Origin of the sequence: Sphaerisporangium sp. NPDC005288, from assembly GCF_040607475.1 — a bacterium.
Classification (GTDB): Bacteria; Actinomycetota; Actinomycetes; order Streptosporangiales; family Streptosporangiaceae; genus Sphaerisporangium; species Sphaerisporangium rhizosphaerae.
Genome location: NZ_JBEXGT010000042.1, coordinates 19,479 through 42,826, shown reverse-complemented (window position 1 = coordinate 42,826; position 23,348 = coordinate 19,479). Strand labels below are relative to the sequence as shown.

Annotated in this window: 16 protein-coding genes; 13 read left to right on the top strand and 3 right to left on the bottom strand. The window is 71.3% G+C overall.

All coding sequences use genetic code 11. From position 1 onward, the window contains the following. Positions 1 to 79: 79 nt before the first annotated feature. Entirely contained in the window at positions 80 to 1,330 is a 1,251-nt protein-coding gene (locus ABZU32_RS31675) for an acyltransferase (protein WP_354927830.1), read from the bottom strand. A gap of 320 nt (positions 1,331 to 1,650) precedes the next feature. Between ABZU32_RS31675 and ABZU32_RS31670 the strand changes: the two genes are divergently transcribed. Then, complete coding sequence (locus tag ABZU32_RS31670; protein ID WP_354927827.1) at positions 1,651 to 2,727, top strand: DUF2855 family protein; 1,077 nt, start codon at positions 1,651 to 1,653, stop codon at positions 2,725 to 2,727. Between the two features lie 117 nt (positions 2,728 to 2,844). Then, positions 2,845 to 3,564, top strand: a complete 720-nt coding sequence (locus ABZU32_RS31665) for a DUF2306 domain-containing protein (RefSeq protein ID WP_354851740.1) — start codon at positions 2,845 to 2,847, stop codon at positions 3,562 to 3,564. Positions 3,565 to 3,818: 254 nt separating this feature from the next. On the opposite strand, the gene ABZU32_RS31660 is transcribed toward ABZU32_RS31665, so the two are convergent. Then, positions 3,819 to 5,165, bottom strand: a complete 1,347-nt coding sequence (locus tag ABZU32_RS31660; RefSeq protein WP_354927824.1) for an extracellular solute-binding protein — start codon at positions 5,163 to 5,165, stop codon at positions 3,819 to 3,821. 577 nt (positions 5,166 to 5,742) lie between these two features. On the opposite strand from ABZU32_RS31660, the gene ABZU32_RS31655 reads away from it, so the two are divergent. The 11 genes from ABZU32_RS31655 to ABZU32_RS31605 all read left to right on the top strand — a co-directional run bounded on the left by ABZU32_RS31655 (position 5,743) and on the right by ABZU32_RS31605 (position 20,495). Further along, positions 5,743 to 7,332 (top strand): BBE domain-containing protein, encoded by a 1,590-nt coding sequence (locus ABZU32_RS31655; protein WP_354927821.1) that lies wholly within the window; start codon positions 5,743 to 5,745, stop codon positions 7,330 to 7,332. A gap of 147 nt (positions 7,333 to 7,479) precedes the next feature. After that, positions 7,480 to 8,727: a cytochrome P450 gene (locus ABZU32_RS31650; RefSeq protein ID WP_354927818.1), complete on the top strand. Its 1,248-nt coding sequence runs from the start codon at positions 7,480 to 7,482 to the stop codon at positions 8,725 to 8,727. A 115-nt stretch (positions 8,728 to 8,842) separates the two neighbouring features. Beyond that, complete coding sequence (locus ABZU32_RS31645; protein ID WP_354851733.1) at positions 8,843 to 9,352, top strand: SRPBCC domain-containing protein; 510 nt, start codon at positions 8,843 to 8,845, stop codon at positions 9,350 to 9,352. A 16-nt stretch (positions 9,353 to 9,368) separates the two neighbouring features. Further along, a complete protein-coding gene (locus tag ABZU32_RS31640; protein ID WP_354851731.1) occupies positions 9,369 to 9,914 on the top strand; it encodes a dihydrofolate reductase family protein in 546 nt (181 codons plus the stop codon). An 81-nt stretch (positions 9,915 to 9,995) separates the two neighbouring features. Beyond that, the gene (locus tag ABZU32_RS31635) at positions 9,996 to 10,877 is read left to right on the top strand and encodes an LLM class F420-dependent oxidoreductase (protein WP_354851729.1); all 882 of its coding nucleotides are present in this window, start codon (positions 9,996 to 9,998) and stop codon (positions 10,875 to 10,877) included. Between the two features lie 50 nt (positions 10,878 to 10,927). Continuing rightward, a complete protein-coding gene (asnB, locus tag ABZU32_RS31630; RefSeq protein WP_354851727.1) occupies positions 10,928 to 12,790 on the top strand; it encodes an asparagine synthase (glutamine-hydrolyzing) in 1,863 nt (620 codons plus the stop codon). A gap of 52 nt (positions 12,791 to 12,842) precedes the next feature. Then, a complete protein-coding gene (locus tag ABZU32_RS31625; RefSeq protein WP_354927814.1) occupies positions 12,843 to 14,723 on the top strand; it encodes a non-ribosomal peptide synthetase in 1,881 nt (626 codons plus the stop codon). Between the two features lies 1 nt (position 14,724). Continuing rightward, positions 14,725 to 17,292, top strand: coding sequence for a condensation domain-containing protein (locus tag ABZU32_RS31620; RefSeq protein ID WP_354927811.1), 2,568 nt, complete (start codon positions 14,725 to 14,727; stop codon positions 17,290 to 17,292). After that, on the top strand, positions 17,289 to 18,068 hold the full coding sequence (locus tag ABZU32_RS31615; RefSeq protein WP_354927808.1) for an amino acid racemase: 780 nt from the start codon (positions 17,289 to 17,291) through the stop codon (positions 18,066 to 18,068). The genes ABZU32_RS31620 and ABZU32_RS31615 overlap by 4 nt, the downstream gene beginning before the upstream one ends. Positions 18,069 to 18,253: 185 nt before the next feature. Further along, entirely contained in the window at positions 18,254 to 19,024 is a 771-nt protein-coding gene (locus ABZU32_RS31610) for an alpha/beta fold hydrolase (protein ID WP_354927805.1), read from the top strand. A 244-nt stretch (positions 19,025 to 19,268) separates the two neighbouring features. Next, positions 19,269 to 20,495 (top strand): acyltransferase, encoded by a 1,227-nt coding sequence (locus ABZU32_RS31605; protein ID WP_354851718.1) that lies wholly within the window; start codon positions 19,269 to 19,271, stop codon positions 20,493 to 20,495. 163 nt (positions 20,496 to 20,658) lie between these two features. On the opposite strand, the gene ABZU32_RS31600 is transcribed toward ABZU32_RS31605, so the two are convergent. Further along, on the bottom strand, positions 20,659 to 22,971 hold the full coding sequence (locus ABZU32_RS31600) for an FG-GAP-like repeat-containing protein (RefSeq protein ID WP_354927802.1): 2,313 nt from the start codon (positions 22,969 to 22,971) through the stop codon (positions 20,659 to 20,661). Between the last annotated feature and the right edge of the window lie 377 nt (positions 22,972 to 23,348).

Genomic DNA, 23,348 nt, shown 5'->3' with positions numbered 1-23,348 from the left:
GGAGGAGGGCGCCGTCGTCGTGGGGGCGCGGGTGGCGCCGGCCGCGCGGTGACGGGGCGCCGGTGTCCGCGAGGGGCGGTCAGGCGTCGGGCGAGGAGGAGGCGCCCGCGCCGGTGAGGGCGGGGGGATCGGGGGTGGTGGCCGGCGCGGTCGCGGGGGTGGCGGCCGTGACGTGGCGGGTGCGGGAGCGGGAGGTGGCGAAGCGGCGCATGATCGGCGTCTCCACGAGGTGGAACATCGCCGCCGCTATCGCCAGCGAGATCACGAACAGCAGCGCGACGATGCCGAGCCCCACCGGCGTGCTGTAGCTCTTGCCGCCGGTCAGCCACATCGTGCCGAAGATCACCACGAGCAGGTGGCACATGTAGAAGGCGAAGGACACCTCGCCGGCCCACACCATGACCCGGCTGCGCAGCCAGCTCGGCCGGCGGTTGACATCCGAGATGGCCCCGTTGGCGATGAGGAGCGCGAGCGGGATCACCGTGGCCGCCGCCTGCGGGTAGGTCAGCGGCAGGTGCGGGCCGACGAAGTAGGCGAAGACGGTCAGCGCGACCGAGCCGCCGACGCCGAGCGGCACCCGCCGGCCGGTGATGACGATGCGGGCCATGACGATGCCCAGGACGAACTCCAGCAGCCGCACCGGCGGGAACTTGGAGGTGAACCAGAACTCCAGGTGCGCCGACTGGGTCCACGGCTGGTACATCCCGCCGGCGCCCGGCAGCAGGGTGGCGACGAGGGGAACCAGGAAGATGACCGCGACGATGCCGGCCGCCCACGCCCACAGCCGCTCGGGCTTGATGCGGACGATGTAGCGGATCAAGAACGGGAACAGGAAGTAGAACAGCGCCTCGTTGGACAGCGACCAGGACACCGAGTTGTAGGCGGTCCAGATGTCCAGCGGCGCGAACCACGATTGCAGCAGGGTGACGTTGAGCACGGTGGCCAAGGGGCTGAACGTCATCTTCATCACCGTGCCGAACAAGATGGCCGCGGCGACGAAGGTCAGCAGGTGGTTCGGCCAGATCTTGAAGACGCGCCGCCGCCAGAACTTCGCGGTCGTGTCGCCGGGGCGCATCGACCAGGTGAGGACGAAACCGCTCAGCAGGAAGAAGAAGCTGACGCTCGCCCAGTTCCCCTCCCAGAAATACGACGCGAGGTTGCCGGGAACGGGCATCATGTGCCAGTCCTTGGCGGCGAAGATGGTCGTGCAGAGGACGTGGAAGGCGAAGGGGAACAGACAGGCCACGAACCGCATTCCGGTGAGCGAGGGAAGTTGCGGTTGAATGACCGGGGTGCGGGCCTCGCCCTGCTTCGACGTTGAATCAACCATGTGACGTGCCTTTCGACGTTCGGGCTCACTGGGACTCGATCGACCGGTAGCGCCGAGCGGCCTCACCACGGTCAGGCGGCCACCATCCACGAGCCGGTAGCAATAGCGTGGCGTCCTGCGGTCCCGCCCACATATTCCGTATTGCGCAGTTGCCCGCCCGCGCGCGGCGGAAAAGGGAGGCCGCAATCCAGAAGATGCGCCGTGTGAAGCCCGCGGAGAACGATGTGGCGGTGTGGGCCGCGTGCCCATCCCCGCGGTGTCCCGGTGCCCCGGTCCATCGGCGACCGCCGGCCCGCGCGCGACGAAAGAAGGAGATGGCTGTGTCTCACCCCGACAGATGGGATCTGGTCTACAAACGCGACGATCTGACGGTGAGCGAGATCCGGGACGCGTCCTCTCCTGGCCTCGAGCCGGGCCAGGTCCGGCTCGCGCTGGAGAACTTCGGCCTGACGGCCAACAACGCCACCTACGCGCGTTTCGGTGAATCCGACATCCCCTTCTTCGACGCCTTCCCCGGCCCGGAGGGATACGGCCGCGTGCCCGTCTGGGGACACGCCAGGGTCGAGGAGTCCCGCCACCCGGAGATCGCCGTCGGCACCCGCTACTACGGCTACCTGCCGATGTCCACCCACCACGTGGTGGCCCCGCAGGTCACCCCGCGCGGCTTCGCCGACCTGACGCCGCAGCGGCACTTCCTGCACCCCTGGTACTGGCACTTCGAGCTGGCCGCGGAGCCTGACGCGCTGGACGAGCGGCGCACGCTCATCCACCCGGTCTACCCGGCGGCCTACAACCTGGCCGACATGCTCCAGCGCCAGGCCGGGGCGGGCGTCGGCACCGTCGTGCTGACCAGCGCCTCCAGCAAGGTGGCCGTCGGCCTGGTCGAGGAGGCCGCCGCGCGCGGCCTCGGCCTGACGACGGTCGGCTTCACCTCGGCGCGCAACGCCGCGTTCGTCGGCGGCCTCGGCCTGTATGACACGGTCGCCTCCTACGAGGACCTGTCGTCGGTGTCCATCGACGGCCCGGCCGTGTTCGTCGACCTCACCGGCGAGGCCACCTGGCGGCTCGCGGTCGCCGACCGGTTCGCCGACAAACTGGTCAACACCACGCTCATTGGCTTCACCCACCCCGGCGCGCAGGTGCCCCCGCCGGCCGGTCTGCGCGGCCCCGCGGCCGAGGTGTTCTTCACCCCGGCGGTGGAGTGGGCGGTCGCCGAGGCCGAGGGCCCGGAGAACTACTACGCCCGCTACGCCGCCTCCGAGGAGCGCTTCCTCACCAGCACGGCGTCGTGGCTGACCATCGAGCACGCCCAGGGACCCGAGGCGATCGTCGAGGTCTTCGGCGACGTGCTCGCCGGCAAGCAGCCGCCGGACCTCGGCTACGTCCTTCGCCCCTAGGGCGCGCCCCGCGCCGGCGGGACCGCGGAGAAACTCACCGCGGCGCCGGCGCGGCCACATCGGGGGGAGAACCTCAGCGGCTCGATGCCGGGCCTCGTCAGCAGGAGGAATACAACCGTGACACTGGATACCGACAAGGCCGGCGTCCCCACGGGGCTGGCCGACCCGCCGCCCCGCCCGCAGGCCCCGGCCGCCGCTTCCCGCACGCCCACGTCGTGGTGGCGCCGGCCCTGGATCGCCCCTCTGCTGGCCGTCGTCGTGACCTACCTGGTCTACCAGATCTCGCCGTACGTGCCCGAGAGCAAGGCGCCGACGCCGCCGCACGACGGCTTCCCTGCCTACTACCCGCTGCTCGTGGTGCACATGATCTGCGGCACCGTGGCCATCCTGACCGCGTGCTTCCAGGTGTGGCCGTGGCTGCGCAAGAAGCACCCGGCGGTCCACCGCGCGAGCGGCCGCCTGTACCTGGCGGGCGCGGTCATCGGCGGCATCGTCGGCCTGATCCTGGTGCCCTTCGCGCCGCCGGTCGGGCAGATCGGTGTCGCCGCCGCGACCAGCCTGTGGATCATCTTCACCGTGACGGCGGTGATCTGGGCGCGCAAGGGCCGCATCGACCTGCACCGCCGGTTCATGCTCTACAGCTTCGCGATCATCATGAACAACATCTGGGGCGTGCTGATCGTCAACGTCCTGATGCGGCTTCCGTTCGAGGTCGGGTTCACCTACATGCTGGAGGCGGCGCGCTGGACCGGTTGGGTGTTCAACCTGATCCTGGTGCAGATGTGGCTGTACCACACCGAGGGCCGCAAGATCGGCGTCCCGGCCGGGCGCTCCTAGCCCGAGGCCTGACCCGCGATCGTCGACCGCCGAACGGCCGGCAGGGAACCCCCTGCCGGCCGTTCCGCACGTCCGGCACCCATGACGCCAAACGCCCGCGAATCGGACGCCCGCGAACCCTGACGCCCCTGCATCGACCACCTGAGCCGGAACGCCTTCGTGCACGAACGCCCCGGACGCCGAACGGCCGGCGGTCCTCGTCGGACCGCCGGCCGTCCCGCCGCGGGAGGGCGGATGGAGCGAAAGGGGGGATCTCAGCTGTCGATGAGCGTGCAGTGCGCCGGCCGCGGTCCGTTCACCAGACAGCGCCGGCCGTACTCCGCCAGCAGCTCCTCGGCCTCCTTGGCCGCCTGGGTGAAGCGCTCGACCGGGTCCGCGCCGAGCGCCATGATGTCCTCCAGGGCGTACATCATGGCGTGCTGGATCTGCGCGAAGTGCCCCACGATCGGCGTCTCCGCGCCCGGCACCCCCGTCGTCGAGTTCAGCTGCTCAGTGGTCACCCGGTGATAGGGGTGCTCGTCGTACCAGCCCTCGGCCTCCAGCAGCGCGGCGGCGGCGTTGGTGACCGGCGCCGAGCCGTACACCTTGTGCCATTCGGCGGCGTTGCGCGGGTTGTTGAGGTACTGCATGAAGGCCAGCGCGCCGTCCTGGGTCTCCTCGTCGAGGCCGTCGCGCAGCCAGATGCCGTCACCGCCGATCCAGTTGCCGGCGAAGGGGTACTCGGCGTTGTAGGGCGTCGGGGTGACCGCGACCTCGAAGCCGTGCTCCTGGCCGGCCTTGACCATGTACGGGGCCTCGAAGGAGGAGCTGAACCGGAAGACGACCCGCTGCTCCCTGAACGCCTGCGCGCACCCGGCCCAGTCCTCGAGCTTGCCGCTGTGCAGGAAGTGGCCGTCCCGGTGCAGGCGCGACCACCACAGCACGAAGGCCATCATCTGCGGCGACAGCAGGTCGACGGACGTGGCCCGCCCGTCGCGGCCGTTGTCGGCGTCGGTCAGCAGACCGCCCTGGTGGGCGAGCATCTGCTGGAAGAACTTGCCGTCGTTGGCCCAGCTGATCCGGTGCGGAGGGGCATCGTCCATCCGGGCGATCGCCGCGCAGGCCTCCTCGACCTCCTGGAAGGTGCGCGGCACCTCCTGGATCCCGGCGGCGCGCAGCAGAGTGAGGTTGGTGTACATGTGCATCGTCGACAGGGTCACCGGCATCGCCGCGAAGGTCCCGTCGATGGTGTAGAAGTTCCGGCCGGCGATGACCATGTCGTCCAGCACGACGGGCTGGCCGAGGATCTCCGTGCGCCCGGCGATCGCCTTCTCCACCGAGGTGAACAGCGGCCTGCCGTCCTTCGTCAGGGTGTCGCGGGCGAGCTGGGTGGCGCCGCTGTAGTAGGAGGCGATGGTCGGCGGGCGGCCCTCCTGCGCGGCCTGGGCGACGTCCGCGGCCAGGTTCTGGAAGTAGGAGCTGCCCACGTTGATCTGATAACGCGGGTAGAGCTCTTCGAACTCCCGTGCCCGCTGTTTGATCGGCTCCAGGAAGTTCGGGAAGGTGTATCCGGAGAACCAGGCGTCGATGACGATTTTCCCGGAGCGGTCCGCCTCACTCACGTGCTCGTCCTTTCGTCGGATTAACGGCGGTGAGAACCCGCGCAGCCTGAACGGCCCGGCCGCCTTCCGTGCGGCGGCAGGGTCGTGCGAGAGGTCGGGACGGCCTTTTCCGTCAAACGCGGCGCGTCGGCGTCCAAACCCCCATGCTGCCCCCACCCAAAAACCCCCGCATCTCGCCCCTTGCGCTTTCACCAGAAGAACCTCGGCCCGTTCCCCATCTCGCCCCATGTGCTCGCCCCGAGTGCCTGAAGAACGGATCCGGCCCCGATAACCGCCCCCCTCGCGCCATCCACTCCGAACACCTTCCAAGCGGATCGGCCACAAGGACCCGCTCGGGGCGCGGCGGTGCTCTGAGGAGGAGAGAGCGAGTGCGAGGAACGAGCGCTCGTGAACGACGACGAAGAGCGCCGCCTCAAAGGCGCCCGAGCCCGCCGAGCGGAGCGAGGCAAAAAGAACACAGCACATCGAAAGATGCAGTGGGGATTCGGCGGATAGCAGGCTTGGGGAAGCCGAGCCGACCATGACTCGGCCGGGCGATGGCGTCGACGCCGCCCGGCCGCCACTGGAGGAACGAACAATGACCGACCTGCAGAGTCACGGCCATCCCAACGGGGCCGTCACCGCCGTCTCCTCCGAGGCGTTCACGGCCGGCGGACAGCACCAGACCGTTCTCGGCGCGTCCACCATCACCCGGGACGACCCCCGCTACGACAGCATGCTGCGCGGCACCAACCACCGGTTCGTCGGCAGCCCCGACTACGTGCGCGTGGTGACGACGACCGAGCAGGTGGTGCAGGCGGTGGACGAGGCGGTCGCCTCGGACAGGCGCATCGCTGTCCGCAGCGGCGGGCACGGCCTGGAGAACTTCGTCGCCAACCCCGAGGTCAAGATCCTGCTGGACATCTCGGAGATGACGGCCGTCTACTACGACAGCGGCCGCCGCGCGTTCGCCATCGAGTCCGGCGCGACCCTGGGGCACGTCTTCCGCGTCCTGTTCAAGGGGTGGGGCGTCACGATCCCGGCCGGGATGTGCCCCGAGGTGGGCGTCGGCGGGCACTTCGCGGGCGGCGGCTTCGGCCCGTTGTCGCGCAGCCTCGGCGCGGTGGTCGACTACCTGTACGCCGTGGAGGTCGTGGTGGTGGGCGAGGACGGCCGGGCCCGGGCCGTCATCGCCACCCGCGAGCCCGGTGATCCCCACCGCGACCTGTGGTGGGCGCACACCGGCGGTGGCGGCGGCAACTTCGGCGTGGTGACCCGTTACTGGATGCGCAGCCCGGACGCCCTCTCCTCCGATCCGGCCGAGCTGCTGCCGAAGGCGCCGGCGGCGACCCGCAGCGGCCTGGCCATCTGGTCGTGGGAGGGGATGTCGGAGGAGGGCTTCACCACGCTGCTGCGCAACTTCGGCACCTGGATGGAGAACAACAGCGCCGCCGGCACGCCTGAGGCGAAGCTGTTCCCGTACTTCCACGGCACGCACAAGGACACCCCGCCCGGCCTGATGGTCGGCGCGCTCATCGACGAAGGCGTGCCCGACGCCGAGGCGCTGATGACGGCCTTCCTGGACGAGGTGGCGGCCGGGGTCGGCGTGGAGCCGGCGATGCGGTTCCAGGAGGTCCAGCCCTGGCTGTACGCGGCGTCCTACCCCGGTTACGGCGACCCGGGCAACCCGGGCGTGCGCCGGTTCAAGATCAAGGCGGCGTACCTGCGCAAGGGGTACAGCGATGCGCAGATCGCCGCCGTCTACAAGCACTTCACCGGCGAGGTGTACAACCCGGCGCAGGTGCTGCTGGTCGGTTACGGCGGCCAGGTGAACACCGTCGCCCCCGACGCCACGGCGACCGCGCAGCGCGACTCCATCCTCAAGGCGGCCTATCTCGGCGCCTGGGCGAGCGAGGCGGACGACGACACGAACGTGGGCCTGATCAGGGACCTGTTCCGCGACATCTACGCCCACAGCGGCGGCGTGCCGGGGCCGGACGAGCTGAGCGACGGCGCCTACATCAACTATCCCGACGCCGATCTGGCGGACCCGGAGCTGAACACCTCCGGCGTCCCCTGGCACACCTTGTACTACAAGGACAACTACCCCCGTCTCCAGCAGGTCAAGAAGCGCTACGACCCGCGGAACGTGTTCCGCCACGCGCTGTCCATCAGGCTCCCCGAATAGCCGTTCCCTCCCAGGCCGGGGCCCCGCGGCTCCCGGAAGGGCGCGACGGGCCGGCCGTCCCGCGGCGGCCGGAAGCTCCCGCCCGTCCCGCCCACGGGTGCCCGCGCACCCTGATCAGCTCTTCCGAACCAGATCTTGGAGTCACTCATGGAGAGTCGCTGCCCCGTCGCCCTGGATATCACCGGCAAGGACATCCACGCCGAGGCCGAGCACCTGCGCTCGCTCGGCCCGGCGACGCTGATCGAGCTGCCGGGCGGTGTCACGGCGTGGGCGATCACCGACTACGAGACGCTGCGCAAGGTCCTGACCGACACGCGCGTCACCAAGAGCGCCCGCGCCCACTGGCCGGCCTTCACCAACGGCGAGATCCGGCCCGACTGGGAGCTGATCAGCTGGGTCGCGATGGACAACATCTCGACCTCGTGGGGCAGCGACCACAAGCGGCTGCGCCGCCTGGTCGGCAAGGCGTTCACCCCACGCCGCATCGAGGCCGTCCGGCCGCTCATCGTGCAGCTGACCAACGAGATCCTCGACGCGCTGGCCGCCACGCCGCCGGGTGAGATCGTCGACCTGCGCCAGCAGTTCGCCTACCCGCTGCCCGCCCGCCTGGTCGCCGACATCATCGGCATGGACGAGACCGCGCTGGCCAAGACCGCGCCGGTCATCAACATGATGGTGGACACCACGGTCAGCCCGGAGGTGGCGCACGGCATCCTCATGGGCTGGCGCGACGCGATGTCGGAGTTCATCGCCTCCAAGCGCGCCAACCCGGGCGAGGACATCACCAGCGACCTGATCGCCGCCCGGGACGACGAGGACGGCGGCAAGCTGACCGAGGGCGAGCTCACCGACACCATCTTCGCCATCCTGGGCGCCGGGTCGGAGACCACGATCAACTTCCTCAGCAACGCGGTCACCAACCTGCTCACCCACCCCGACCAGCTCGAACTGGTGAGGTCGGGGGAGAAGTCCTGGGACGACGTGATGGAGGAGGTGCTGCGGGCCGAGGCCCCGCTGGCCAGCCTGCCGCTGCGCTTCGCCGCCGACGATGTCGACCTGGACGGCGTGCTGATCCGCAAGGGCGACCCGATCCTGGTCAACTACCTCGCCGCCGGCCGTGACCCCAAGCTGCACGGGGAGAGCGCCTGCGAGTTCGACATCACCCGCGCCGACAAGGAGCACATCTCCTTCGGCTACGGCCCGCACTACTGCCTGGGCGCCGGCATCGCGCGCCTGGTCGGCGCCATCGGCCTGTCCACGCTGTTCGAGCGCTTCCCCGACATCAACCTCGCCGTCCCGGCCGAGGAGCTGCAGCCGCTGCCCACGTTCATCATGAACGGCCACCGCAGCCTGCCGGTCCGCCTGCACGCCCGGGTGCCGGCCGAGGCGCACTGACCCCTCTCACCGCACTGACCGCACGCCCGTGGCCGGCCTCCCGGCCGCGGGCTTCGGCCCCGCCCCCGCACCCGGCGACAGGCCACCCTCCGCACAGCGACAGGAAGGAAAGCACGTGACCGAGACCACGACCACCCCCACGCCGACTCTGCAGGAGGTGTCGATCACCCGCGTCTTCGACGCGCCGCGCGAGCTGGTGTTCGACGCGTGGACGGTCGCCGAGCACTTCACGCACTGGTGGGGTCCGGAGGGCACCACGGCCCCGCTGTCGGAGATCGCCATCGACGCGCGGCCGGGCGGCCACTGGAAGGCCCTCATCGTCATGGAGGCGACCGAGGAGACCGAGCGCGCCGAGCAGCCCTTCTTCGGGGTGTACCGCGACCTGGTGCGCCCGGAGAAGCTGTCGTTCACCCTCGGCGACCCGCTGGACCCGGAGTTCCTGGAGCGCAGCGCGCAGGGCGAGGGCGAGGAGCTGGTCAGCGTCACCTTCGCCGAGCGCGACGGCGGCACCGAGATGCGCTTCCTCCAGGTCGGCTACCTGCCGGCCGAGACGGTGCCGCTGGCCGTCGAGGGCTGGGGCAGCTTCTTCAACTGCCTGGACGCCTACCTCAAGACCAAGGTCTGACGGGGCGGAGGACGCCGTGCGGGAAGTGATCCTGTCGATGTTCGTGAGCGTCGACGGCTACGTGGAGAACGCGACCGGCCAGCAGGACTGGAACATCGACGTCTTCGACGACGAGATGGAGCGCCACGTCGAGGAACAACTCGACGCGGCCGACACCCTGCTGCTCGGGCGCAGGACCTACGAGCTGTTCGCGCAGGCGTGGCCCGCGGAGGTCGGCCGGGTCGCGGACAAGATGAACGGCATCGCCAAGGTCGTCTTCTCGCGGACCCTCCAGAGCGCCGCCTGGCGCAACACGCGGATCGCCGCCGGCGACGTCGCCGAGGAGATCGCCGGGCTCAAGCGGCTTCCGGGCAAGAACCTGCTGATCTACGGCAGCGCCGCGCTCGCGCGCGACCTCATGCGGCGCGGCCTGATCGACGAGTTCCTGCTGTGGGTGCATCCCGTCGTCCTCGGTGAGGGCAGGCACCTGTTCGAGGACTTCAAGGACCGCGTGGACCTGAAGCTGGCCGGCACCCGGGTCTTCGACACCGGGGTCTGCATCCTGCGCTACCGGCCGGCGTGAGCCACCCCGGGCCGCCGGCCGGCCCGCACCACCCGCGAGAACACCCGCGAGAACGTTGTCACAGAACCTAGGGAGACCGGCGTGAAGGTTGGCTTGGAAATCGGGGACTTCTCCTGGAAGGGCGGCTCCGCCCGGGTGGCGGACACCCTGGTGGAGATCGCGCAGTCCGCCGACGACGCCGGGTTCTCGCTTCTCGGCGTGGGCGACCACGTGTGGCAGGGCCCGCACGCGGGCGGTCCCGAGGCGCCCATGCTCGAGTGCTTCACCACCCTCACTCTGCTCGCCGCGCACACCCGGCGCTGCCGGCTGGCCCCCATCGTGGCCGGCGTCCACTTCCGGCACCCGGGCGTGCTGGCCAAGACGGTGACGTCCCTGGACGTCCTGTCCGGCGGGCGGGCGATGCTCGGCCTCGGCGTCGGCTGGTACGAGGACGAGGCGCTCGGCCTCGGCATCCCCTACCCCTCCCTCGCCGACCGCTTCGCGATGCTGGAGGAGACGATCCAGATCTGCCACCGCATGTGGGACGGCGAGCGCGGCGACGAGCGGCCCTACGAGGGCGAGCACTACCGGCTCGCGCGGCCGCTGAACCTGCCGCAGAGCATCACCCGGCCGCACCCGCCGATCCTCATCGGCGGCGGCGGGGAGAAGAAGACCCTGCGCCTGGTGGCCAAGTACGGCGACGCCTGCAACCTGTACCCCGGCCCCGACCTGCCGCACAAGCTGGACGTGCTGCGCGGGCACTGCGAGGCCGAGGGGCGCGACTACGACGCCATCGAGAAGACGGTGATCTTCCCCTTCGACGTCGGCGACGACGGCGCCGGGGCCGGTGACCTGGCCGAGACTCTGCGCGGGCTCGCCGGGCTCGGCGTGGACACCGCGATCGGCATCATCGGCGGCCCCGAGCCGGTCCGCCAGGTCGAGATCATCGGCAAGAAGGTCGTCCCGGCCGTCGCCGACGCCTAGCCCGGTCCCTGCCGTTCTGTAGCTGCCTACGTGGAAGGAGCGCCCGAGACATGTGCGGAATCGCTGGGTCCATGGCCCTCCGTGACGGCCGTTCCATCGCCGAGCCGGAGCTCGCGCGGATGACCGGGACGCTGGCCCACCGGGGGCCCGACGCGGGCGGGACCTTCTTCGACCGGGGCGTCGCCCTGGGGTTCCGGCGCCTGAGCATCATCGACCTGCACGGCGGCGACCAGCCGATGTTCAGCGAGGACGGCCAGGTCGCGCTGGTGTGCAACGGCGAGATCTTCAACCACCGCGCGCTGCGCGCCGAGCTGCAGGCCAAGGGGCACCGCTTCCGCACCGACTGCGACGTCGAGGTCCTGGTCCACCTCTACGAGGAGGAGGGCCCGGACCTGCTGCGCAAGCTCAACGGCCAGTTCGCCTTCGCCATCTACGACCTGCGCCGGCGCCGGCTGTTCCTGGCCAGGGACCACGTCGGCATCCTCCCGCTGCACTACGCGCGTACCGCCGACCACTTCGTGTTCGGCTCGGAGGCCAAGACCGTCCTTGCGCACCCCGGCGTCGGGCGCGAGGTGGACCTCACCGGCCTGGACCAGGTGCTCACCTTCCCCGGTCTGGTCAGCCCGCGGACCATGTTCCGCGGCGTCAGCAGCGTGCGCGCCGGCCACTACCTGCTGGTCGAGGACGACGAGGTCCGCGAGGTGCGCTACTGGGACCTGGACTTCCCCCTCAAGGGCGACGCCCCGCCCGCCCGGCCGGACGAGCACTACGTCGAGACGCTGCGCGAGCTGCTGGGCGAGTCGGTGCGGCGCCGCCTGCAGGCCGACGTCCCCGTCGGTTTCTACCTCAGCGGCGGGCTGGACTCCTCGCTGATCGCGGCGCTGGTCGGGCGGACGACCCCGCCCTCGCACTCCTTCTCCATCACCTTCCCCGACGCCGCCATCGACGAGTCGGCCTACCAGCGGCTCATGGCCGAGAAGGTGGCCTCCCGCCACCACGAGGCCGAGTTCCACGCCGAGGACATCACCGGCGAGCTCCAGCGGATGGTCTGGCACGCCGAGTGCCCGGTGAAGGAGACCTACAACACCTGCTCGCTGGCCCTGTCGGCGCTCGCCCGGCGCAACGGCGTCAAGGTCATCCTGACCGGTGAGGGCTCCGACGAGCTGTTCGGCGGGTACGTCGGCTACCGGTTCGACCGGTTCGGCCGGGGCGGCGGCGGAGGCGGTGGCCTGGACGAGGCGCTCGAGGACGACGTGCGCAGGCAGTTGTGGGGCGACCCGGGCCTGTTCTACGAGCGTTCCTACAACGCCTGGCGCGAGTCGAAGATGGACATCTTCTCCGAGGGCGTGCGTGAGCGGTTCGACGACTTCGACTGCCTGCGCCACCCGCTGGTCGACACCGACATGCTCGCCGGCCGCGACCGCCTGAACCAGCGCTCCTACCTGGACTTCAAGCTGCGGCTGTCGGACCACCTGCTCTCCGACCACGGCGACCGGATGTCGCTGGCCAACTCGGTCGAGGCCAGGTACCCGTTCCTGGACATCGACGTCATGGAGTTCGCCACCACGGTGCCCGCGCACCTGAAGGTGAACGAGGCGGGCGAGAAGTACGTCGTCAAGCAGGCCGCCCAGGGGCTCGTGCCCCCGGAGATCATCGCCCGGGAGAAGTTCGGCTTCCGGGCCCCGGGGAGCCCCCACCTGCTGAGGCGCGACGTCGAGTGGATCAACGACACGCTCTCCCACGAGCGCGTCAAGCGGCAGGGCTTCTTCGACCCGGCCGTCGTGGACCACCTCAAGGCCCGTTACCTGCGCGAGGGATTCGACGTCCACCCCCACCTGGGGGACGACCTGCTCCTGGTCGTCCTGACGTTCGGCATCCTGCTGGACACCTACGGCCTGGCCGACCACGCATGAACCCCGGGGGGCGGATCGGACGAGCGTCCCTGGCAGAGAGGAAGGAAGCAGGATGGCCTTCGAAGCGATCCACTCGCTCGTAGGACGCGCGATCGAGCGGTTCCCCGACCAGGTGGCCGTCGAGTCCCCGCAGGGGCGACTGACGTACGCGGAGCTCTCGGCCCGGGCGGACGGCCTGGCCGGCGCCCTGCGGGCGGCGGGAGCAGGCCCCGGGTCGCTCGTCCCCGTCCTCGCCGAGGACCGCCGGGAGATCATCGCGGCGCTGCTCGGCATCCTCCGCATCGGAGGGGTGTTCGTCCCGCTGGACGCCGCCGCCCCGCGCGTGCGCCTCACCCAGATGGTCGAGGACACCGCGCCCGGCTTCGCCGTCGTCGGGACGGGCGCCGAGGCGCTGGCCGACGCCGTGCTCAGCGACGCGGCGCCCGGCGCCGTGCGGGTCGCGGCGGCGCAGATCGGCGAGGCGGGAGCGGCGGTGACGCCGCACGAGCCCGGGCCCGACGACCCCTGCTACGTGTTCTTCACCTCCGGCTCCACCGGGCGTCCCAAGGGCATCGTCGGCCGGCTGTCCGGCGTGGACCACTTCGTCCGCTGGGAGACCGAATTGCTGGGCGTCGGGCCCGGGTGGCGGGTCAGCCACCTGACCTCGCCCGCGTTCGACGCCATGCTGCGCGACGTGTTCGTCCCGCTCACCACCGGCGGCACCGTCTGCGTCCCTCCGCAGGACACGCTGCTCGACCCCGCCGCGCTGACCCGCTGGATCGACGAGCAGCGCGTCGACCTGGTGCACTGCGTGCCCTCGCTGCTGCGCGGGGTCATCCGCGAGGCCGCCGCCGGCGAGTACGAGCTGGCGTCGCTGCGCTGCGTCGCGATGTCGGGGGAGAAGCTCCCGCCCGCCGACGCCGCGCGGCTGTTCGGCCGTTTCGGCTCGCGGATCAAGCTGCTCAACCTGTACGGGCCGACCGAGACGACGATGACCAAGACCTACCACTTCGTCACCCCGGCCGACGCCGAGCGCCCCTCGATCCCGATCGGCCGGCCGATCCCGGGCGCCGAGGTGCTGCTGCTGAACGGCATGGGGCAGCCCGCCGCGCCGGGCAGCGTCGGCGAGATCTACCTGCGCACCGCCTACCGCTCGCTCGGCTACCACGGGCAGCCCGAGGCGACCGCCAAGGCGTTCGTCACCAACCCGCTCACCGGCGACCCCGACGACGTGGTGTACCGGACCGGCGACTACGGCCGGCTGCTGCCCGAGGGCTTCTACGAGTTCCTCGGCAGGAAGGACCACCAGGTCAAGATCGGCGGGGTCCGGGTCGAGCTGGGCGGCGTCGAGAGCGTCCTGCGCGAGCACCCGGCCGTGGCCGACGCCGCCGTGGTGGCCGCCGAGGAGGAGGGCGGCGTCCCCTACCTGTGCGCGTTCGTCGAGCTGACCGGCGCCGCCGAGCCGCAGGAACTGCGCGACCACGTGCGCGGCCGGCTGCCCGACAGCGCCGTCCCCGCCGTCCTGGTGCCGCTGGCCGAGCTGCCGCGCACGCTCAGCGGCAAGATCGACCGCAAGGCGCTGCCCACGCCGGTGCTGCGCCGCGAACTTCCCGGCGAGGACCACCTCCCGCCGCGCACCCCCACCGAGCAGGCCGTCGCGCGGGTCTGGCAGAGCATCCTGCCCGTCGACGACCTCGACGTCCGCGAGAGCGTCTTCGAGGTCGGCGGCAGCTCCCTGGTGGTGTTCGAGCTGCTGTCCCGGCTCGGCACCGAGTTCGGCGTCGAGGTCCCGCTGCAGGAGTTCCTCGCCTCGCCGACCATCGAGTCGCTGGCCGCGCTCATCGAGAACGCCATCCTGAGCCGCGACGCGCCGCTCGACGACCTGTTCGTCTCACTGACCGACATCGGCGCGCAGGGCACCCACGAGGTGCTCGCGAGCGAGAGCGGGAGCTGACATGGCCGGATCGATCCGATGGACGGCGCCGCACCTCAGGCCCACCGTCACCGAGACGCCGTCGGACCAGGACCCGCCGCCCGCCGCGGCGGAGCTCGGCCCCGAACAGGCCCGGCTGCTGGAGCGGGAGGTCGAGACGGCGATCATGCGGCAGGACGGCGTCGCCGACTGCGCGGTGGTGTTCCAGGGCGTCGGGGACGACGCCGGCGAGCGCCTGTGCGTGCGCTGCGGCATCACCGGCCGCTACCCCGGCATCGTCTTCGACGGGGACGGCGTGTGCAACCTGTGCGGCATGTACGCCGGCAACCGTGAGCGCATCCACGCCTACTTCGGCGAGCCCGGCGACATGGTGCGCCACATCAAGGAGCGCTCGCGGGCGCGCGGCTCGGACTACGACTGCCTGCTGCTGTTCAGCGGCGGCAAGGACAGCACCTACGTCCTGCACCAGCTCGTCGACCTCGGCCTGCGCGTCATGACCTTCACCTTCGACAACGGCTTCATCTCCAAGACGGCGCTGAACAACGTCGAGGAGATCACCGCCGAGCTCGGCATCGAGCACCTCACGATGACCCGCGCCGACCAGAACAAGATCTTCCTGCAGAGCCTGGAGCAGCACAAGAGCGTGTGCAACGGCTGCTTCCGCTCGCTGCTCGACCTCAGCACCGAGCTGGCCCACGAGCGCGGCATCCCCACCATCGTCACCGGCCTCTCACGCGGGCAGATCATCGACGAGCGGCTGTCGTGGTTCTACCAGCAGGGCGTGTTCGACCCCGCCGAGATCGAGCCGAAGCTCGCGATCGGCCGCCGGATTTACCACCAGACCGGCAGCGCCATCGCCTCGGCGGCGGTCGACTCGGTCGAGGTCGTCGACTACTTCCGCTACTCCGACGTCACCAAGACCGGCATCCGCGAGTTCCTCCAGCGGCGCTCGTCCTTCTGGTCCCAGCCCCAGGACACCGGGTTCTGCAGCTCCAACTGCATGATCAACGACGTGGGCGTGTACGTGCACAACCAGGAGCGCGGCTACCACAACTACGAGGCCCCCACCCGGTGGGAGGTGCGCGTCGGCCACCTGGAGATCGCCGAGGCCGACGAGGAGCTGCGCGCCCCGGTCAACACCGCCCGGGTCAAGCGCATGCTCGCCAAGATCGGGTACGCCGACCCGGCCGACCGCGACCGGCTGGGCAGCCGGCTGGTCGCCTACTACGTCCCCCGCGGCCCGATCGACGGCGACGAGCTGCGCGCCTCGGTGGCGGGCGCCCTGCCCGACATCCTGGTGCCCGAGCAGTGGGTGGCCGTGGAGGAGATCCCGCGCGCCGCCGGGGTCGTCCAGCGCGAGGCGCTCGCCGCGCCGCGGCCCACCCGGTTCGGCACCGACATCGGCGAGGAGCCCGAGCCGCCCAAGCCGGTGCTCGCCGGCGACCTGACCGTCCCGCTGACGCCGGTCCAGCGCGACTACCTCGAACGGCACTCCGCCGACGTCGAACGGCGGGGCCGCGCGCTGCTGCTGGAGCTGCCCGGCCGGCCGGACGCCGCCCGCGTCCGCAAGGTGGTCCTGCAACTGCTGCTGCAGCACGACGCCCTGCGCACCCGCCTGCTCGACCGCGACGGCGAGCGCCGCCAGCGCGACGGCGGCGTCGGCGCGGCGCTGCCGGTGCTCGGACTGGACCTGTCCAGGCTGGAGGAGGCCGCCGAGCCGGGGCTGCTGCGCGCCGCCGTCGACCGGATGCGCGCCCGGCTCAGCCTCACCGACGGCCCCGTGCTGCAGATCGCCCTCGCCGACCGCGGCTCCCGCCCCGCCTGGCTGCTGCTCGTCGTCCACGAACTGGTCGCCGACACCCCGTCGTGGCGGCTCATCCTGGACGACCTGTGCACCGCGTGGGCGCAGACCGAGGCCGGGGCGCCGGTCGAGCTGCCCACGGCCGCGTCCTTCCTGGGCGCCGCCGCCGCCCAGCCCGAAGGCGCGCCCGCCGCGGTGCCCGCCGGGTGGACGGCCAGCGCCGGCGACTGCATCCTGCCCGGATGCTCGGCCGACGCCGCCGGCACTCCGACCCGCACCCGCGCCGTCGCCCCCGACCCGGCGGGCGACGGCGTCCCGCCCGCCGGCAAGGTGCTGTCGGCCATCGCCACCGTGCTGACCGAGTGGATCGGCGGTGAGTTCATCACCATCGACGTGCAGGACCACACCGCCGGCGGCGACCGCGACCTCGGCGTGCGCCAGGTGGGCCCGCTGACGGCCGTGACCAAGGCGATCGTCTCCGTCGACGGGCCCTGCGGCATCGCTCCGCGCACCAGCCCCGCCGCCCGCATCAGGTACGACCACTTCGGCGACCTGTCCAGGCTGCTCCCCGCCGGCGCGCCCTTCAGGCTGGCCACGCGGGATGAGGCCGACTACACCGTCGCGCCCACCACCCGCCCGTACGTGCTGTCGGTGAACGCCGCCGTCGAGGACGGCCGGCTGCGCCTGGACTGGTGGTGCGGCCCGAAGCTGCACGGCCTGCTGCGCGAGGCCGACATCCCCCGGCGCGTGGCCGAGCTGCTGTCGCGCGCCGGCACCGAGGTCACATGAGGACCGGCGCGCGGGACGGCGAGGGCGTGGGCACCCGGGTGCCGCGCCCGCCGCGCCCGCTGCCCCCACTGCGGCCGACCCTCGGCATCCTCGGCGGGATGGGCCCGCTGGCGACCGCCGAGTTCCTGCGCCTGCTCGCCGGCCGGGTCCCCGGGACGACCGACCAGGAGCACCCGAGGATCGTGATGCTGTCCGACCCGTCCATCCCCGACCGGACGGCGGCGGTGCTCGCGGGCAGCGACGCGCCGCTGCCGCCCATCAGGGACGGTCTGGCCAGGCTGGCCGAATGGGGGGCCGACCTGCTGGCCGTTCCCTGCAACACCGCGCACTTCTACCTCGACCGGCTCGCCGGGACGCTCCCGGCGCCGGTCGTGCACATCGTGGACGCGACGCTGGAGGAGGCCGCGCGGCGCAGCCCGGGGGGCGGCTGGCTGGCCGCCACCACCGGGACCGTCGCCGGCGGCCTGTACCAGCGGCGCGCCGAGGCGCTCGGCTACCGCCTGCTGCTGCCCGGCAGCGGCACGCAGGAGGCCATCCACCACACCGCCACGCTGGTCAAGGCCGGGCGGTCCCACCAGGCAGGGGCGCTGCTCGGCACGGTGGCCCGCGGACTGTGGCACCGGGAGAGACTCCCGGTGCTGGCCGCCTGCACCGAGCTTCCCCTGGCCTACGCGGCGGCCTCCCTGCCCCCGGACAGGATGATCTCCAGCCTGGACGCGCTCGCCTCCGCCTGCGTGAGCCGCCTGTACCACCCGGCGGGCGTGGCGAGGCGATGAGCGCGGGCACCCGACGGGAGGACGGCCGATGAGCGCGGGCTTTCGACGCGGAACGGCCGATGAGCGCCGGCATTCGATGCGACGAGGGCGGATGAGCGCGGACGACCGATGCGACGACGGCCGACGAGCGCGGGCGTCCGACGCGCACGGCCGATGATTGCGGACCACCGATGGGAGGACGGCCGATGAGCGTCCGGCAACAGGCGCGGCGCGCCGAGGCGGGGACGTGGACCGCCGCCCTGCGGGCCGCCAGGGGCGAGCCCGAGGGCCGCGTCGTGGTGTTCCCGCACGCCGGGGCCGGGCCCAACGCCCTGATGCCCCTGCTCGCGGCCCTCCCCGACACCTACGACGTGCTCGGGGTCACCCTGCCCGGCAGGGAGCGGCGCTTCAGCGAGAGCTACGACAGCACGCCGGAGAACCCCGGAGCCGTGGTGGACGGCGTCCTGGCCGAACTGACCGGCCTGCCGTCCTGCCCGACCGTGTACTTCGGCCACAGCATGGGGGTCTCCGTCGCGGTCGCCGTGGCGCTGGCCGACCCGGGCGCGTGCGCCAGGCTCGTGCTGAGCGCCCACCCGCCGTCCGGGGTGAAGTTCGAGCGGGAGGCGGCGTGGAACGACGCCGTCCTGCTCGAGGTCGTCAGGCTGGGCGGCGGCACCCCGCAGGAGATCATGGACAGCCCCTTCTGGCGCACGTACGTGCTCGGCCTGCTGCGCTCCGACCTCACCCTCGCGGCCCGCCTCGTGCGGCGCAACCTCGACGGCCGGATCACCATGCCGCTCACCGTGCTCGGCGGCGACCGGGACGAACTGGTCAACGTGCGCGAGCTGGTGGCCTGGCAGGACCGCGCGGAGGCGGGAGCGCGCATGCGCGTCTTCCCCGGCGGCCACTTCTACCTGCTCGACGAGCCAAACCGGCGCGCCGTGGCCGCCGAGATCACCGGCGCCTTCCCGGCCTGACCCGCCGGCCCTCTCATCACTACGGCCGGCCCTCGCGGCGCGAGCGTGGGCATGAAAGGCGCGCAGAAATAGAGGCGCGGCCGAAATTGCGCAATTGGTGAGATGCGCCGGGGAACCGCCGGAACGAAGCTGGTGGCGTCGACCAATTCGTAAGGAGCACTCTATGGTCGTGTCAGAGAAGGCGGGAAACCCCGCTGGAGCGGCCCCCAGCGCGGCGCGCCGGTATTTCCCGCATCTTGAGGGAATGCGAGGGCTCGCGGCCCTGGGGGTGCTCGTTCTCCACGTCGCTTTCAGCGCGGGCCAGATGCGATGGAACGAGGCCCCCGGCCTGGAGGAGACCGGGAACGGCGTCTTCAGCGTCCTGCTCAACCAGCTTCAGGTGAGCCTGCCGATTTTCTTCACATTGTCGGGCATGCTGCTTTATCGCCCCTTCGCTCTGGCCACCATCGCCGGCACCCCGACGCCCCGGGTGAAGCCCTATCTGTGGCGCCGCGCGCTGCGATGCCTTCCGGCCTACTGGGTGCTGATCGCGGTCGTCCTGGTGACGCTCAACCGGGACAACATCCATGGGGTCTGGGACGTCGTGCGGCCGTTCCTGCTGTTGCAGATCTACCAGGAGAACGCCTGGGTCCTCGGCGGCGAGCAGACCTGGAGCCTCGCGACCGAGATCGCGTTCTACTTCGCCCTGCCGGTGATCGCCTGGATCCTGCACAAGATCGCGCGCAGGGCCGCCACCCCGGCGGCGCGGGTGCGCCGCATCCTGATCTCGCTGTCGCTGATCATCCCGATCAGCATCGCCTGGACCGCCTGGACGCACCTGCCGTCCTTCGGCGCCTGGCCCATCGAGGGCAACTGGCCCCCCGGGTGGATCGACTTCATCGCCACCGGCATGATGCTCGCCACCTTGTCGGCCGCCGCCCAGGTGTCGATGGACCACGTGCCCGGCGCCTACCGCGCCGCCTACAGGTGGCCGCTGCTCTGCTGGGCCGGCGCGCTCGTCGCCTACCTGATCGCCTGCGTCTCGCCGTTCGGCGACCCGGCCAGCGCCAACTACCCCGGCCTCGGCCAGGGCGTCCTCGAGCACGTCATGTACCTGATCTTCGGCTTCCTCGCCGTGACCCCGCTGACCCTGCCGCATCTGCGGTCGCGGTTCATCGAGGCCGTGGTGACCAACAAGGTGATGCTGTTCCTCGGCCGCATCTCCTACGGCGTCTACCTGTGGCACATCGCGATCATCTACTTCTGGCACGGCAACCTGTTCCGCGCCGGGAACTTCGGGGTGCTGCTGCTGGTCACCCTGGTCGGCAGCGTCGCCTGTGCCACGGTCAGCTTCTACCTCATCGAGAAGCCGGCCATGAAGCTCCGCGAACGCCTCGGCAAGGCCCCCAAGGAGCCCAGCGTCGTCACCCTCGTCCCCGAGACGCCGGCGGCCGCCGCCCCGGAGGAGCAGGTTCCCGCCCCCGTCCGGTAAGGCGCCTCTGCCTCCCAGACCTGCGCCGGCTCCCGGCCGCGGCCCGCACAGCCGCGACCGGGAGCCATCGTCGTCCGTCATGACCTTCGAGCGCGCGGTCGCCGGTGGGCGACCGCGCTGTTGCGGGAGTGGCGCAGGACGGGCCGCCGGCCGGTCGGCGCCGCTACCACTCTCCCGGCACGGGACTGATCGGGCGCTGGTTGATCCAGGCCCTGATCTGGCCCAGCTCCCCGAACACGAGGTAGTCGTCCTGGTGGTCGCCGTTGAGGTCGTGGAGACGCACCTGTGCGCGGGTGGCGCCGACGCCCGGGATGACGGTCCCTTGCCAGATCCATCCCCGGCCGCCGAGGTCGTTGAGCCAGGCCCGGATCGTGCCGTTGTCCTGGACGACCAGGTAGTCGGCCCGGCGGTCGCCGTTGATGTCCTGCAGGCGCACCATGTCACGGGTCGCGCCGACGCCGGAAGCGATCTCGCCCTTCCACGTCCATCCCTTGCCGGCTGCGGCGCCGTTGTTGTACCAGGCGCGGACCTGGCCCTGGTCCTGGACGACCAGGTAGTCGTCCAGGCCGTCGCCGTTCATGTCGGCGAAGCGGATCTGGTCGCGGGGGTAGCCGACGCCGGTGGCGATCTCGCCCTTCCACGTCCACCCCTTGCCGGCGGCCGCTCCGTTGTTCAGCCACGCCCGTACCTGGCCCTGGTCCTGGACGACCAGGTAGTCCTCCAGGCCGTCGCCGTTCATGTCGGCGAAGCGGATCTGGTCGCGGGGGTAGCCGACGCCGGTGGCGATCTCGCCCTTCCACGTCCATCCCTTGCCGGCTGCGGCGCCGTTGTTGTACCAGGCGCGGACCTGGCCCTGGTCCTGGACGACCAGGTAGTCGTCCAGGCCGTCGCCGTTCATGTCCGCGAGCCGCACGTGGTCACTGGGCGCGCCCACACCCGAAGCGGCCTCGCCGATCGGGTTCCAGCCGGGGGTCGCCGGCTCCGGGCCGGAGCTCTCCGGCGGATTGCCGGGGGCGGGCCCGCACGACCAGGGGCCGCCCGGGACCGGGTCGGCGATGACCCGGTTCTCGATGGCCAGGCTGATCGCCCGGTGGAAGGCCTCGGCCATCTTGCGGTAACCGCTCGCGTTGGGATGGAGTGAGTCGTTCATGTCCGCCGGTGTGACGGCGCCCATGCCGACCAGCCGGACCCGTCTGCCCTCGGCCGCGAGAGTGGTGACCGTGGCCGCCAGCCGGGAGTTGTAGGCCTTGATCCGGGAGTTGATCGTGCCGTCGAGCGAGGGCACCAGCGTGGCCACCAGGACGACGGTCGTCCGGGAGACGTTGGTGATCTCGCGGATCAGCCGGGCGAGCCGTGCCGGCGCCGCGCCGACGTCGAAGTTCTGCGACATGTCGTTGGTCCCCAGGTGCAGGGTGACGACGTTGGGCAGGTAGCTCAGGATGGCACACTCGGTCACCGCGTCGACCTGGTCGATTCGCCAGCCGTGATGACCTTCGTGGTCGGTGTCGGAGATGGAGCCCGCCCCGTCGTCCAGGGAGCCGACGTAGTCCACGCCGTGCCCGTCTTTCTGCAACTGCTGCAGCAGTCCCAGGCGGTAGCCGACGCCGCCGGGGGATCCGCCGACGCCCCTGGTGATCGAGTCGCCCATCGGCATGATCCTCAGGTTCGCCGGGGGCAACTGACCGAGCCGGTCGAGCTCACGTTGCAGCGCCGGCGGGACTTCCCGCCCGACCTGGGGCATGAAGCCGCGGAACCATTCGGCCGCCGCCCTGACACCCGCGGTCGCCCAGGATCCCAGCCAGGCGACGGCTTTGGAGATCGCCTCGCTGATCGCCGTGAAGATCGCCTCGGAGTTCGCCTTGGAGAACTGCGTCACGAACTCGATGAAGGCGCCGGCGAGCGCGCCGATGATCGCGGCGGCGATGACCGTTCCCCAGAATTGGGGGGTGGACATGTCCTCGCCGTTGAGCTTCGCGGCGACGAGACGTCCGGTGACGACGGTGGTGGCTCCCGCCAGTGATTTGCACACGTACGGGTTGGCCGTCGCCATGAAGCAGCCGAGCAGCGTCAACGCCCCGGCGGCGGTGCTCGCCGCGATGATGATGATCCAGTTCACGAAGGACGAGGCCGACGCGCCGATGTCATCCTTGGAGATGACGATGCGAAAGCCGGTGTCGGTGATCTGAAGGGTTCCAGGGATGTCCGCGGGGACCTCGGGCATCGGCCCCGGGACCTGGCCGCCGGCCGCGCCCTCACTCATCAGGTCGTCGAAGATCTCGTCCAGCATCGAGGTCTCGTAGAGCGAGGAGTACGCCCGCTCGGCGGCCGCCCGGTCGAAATCGGGCACCGCGAAGTCGAGCACCAGATCGGTCGCCGGCGCCGCGGAGGCCGCCCGCGCCCCCGTCGTGACCTCGCCCACGATCAGTGCGGCGACCACCGCCAGCACGATCCAGAACCGCCGCTTGGAGGCGGTCATCCCTCGGACACGGCGATGCGCCGGCCCACCCATCACCCAGATTGTGCCGGTACCAGACATGTCCCTCGCTGTCGGTCGAGGACGGACACCCCCTGCGGGTGTCTCGCATCGCCTGAACACGCGGGCAAGCGTGGCACGCACCCCATGGCGGGCAATGAACTCCGCGTTGCGAGGTGACGAACTTCCGTGCACCAGGGCGCTCACGGGGAGGCCGTCGCATTCCATCCCGGCACTCGTTTCCGCCCCACGACCGTCAGGCCGTTCCGGCCCGCCCCCACGACCCGGTCTTCATCTGGGGCGCCCGTGTCCCCCGGAAATGGCCCTCGCTGCGCTCGGACGGTGTTCCTTCGGGGCTCCGCCCCGAACCTCGAGGCAGG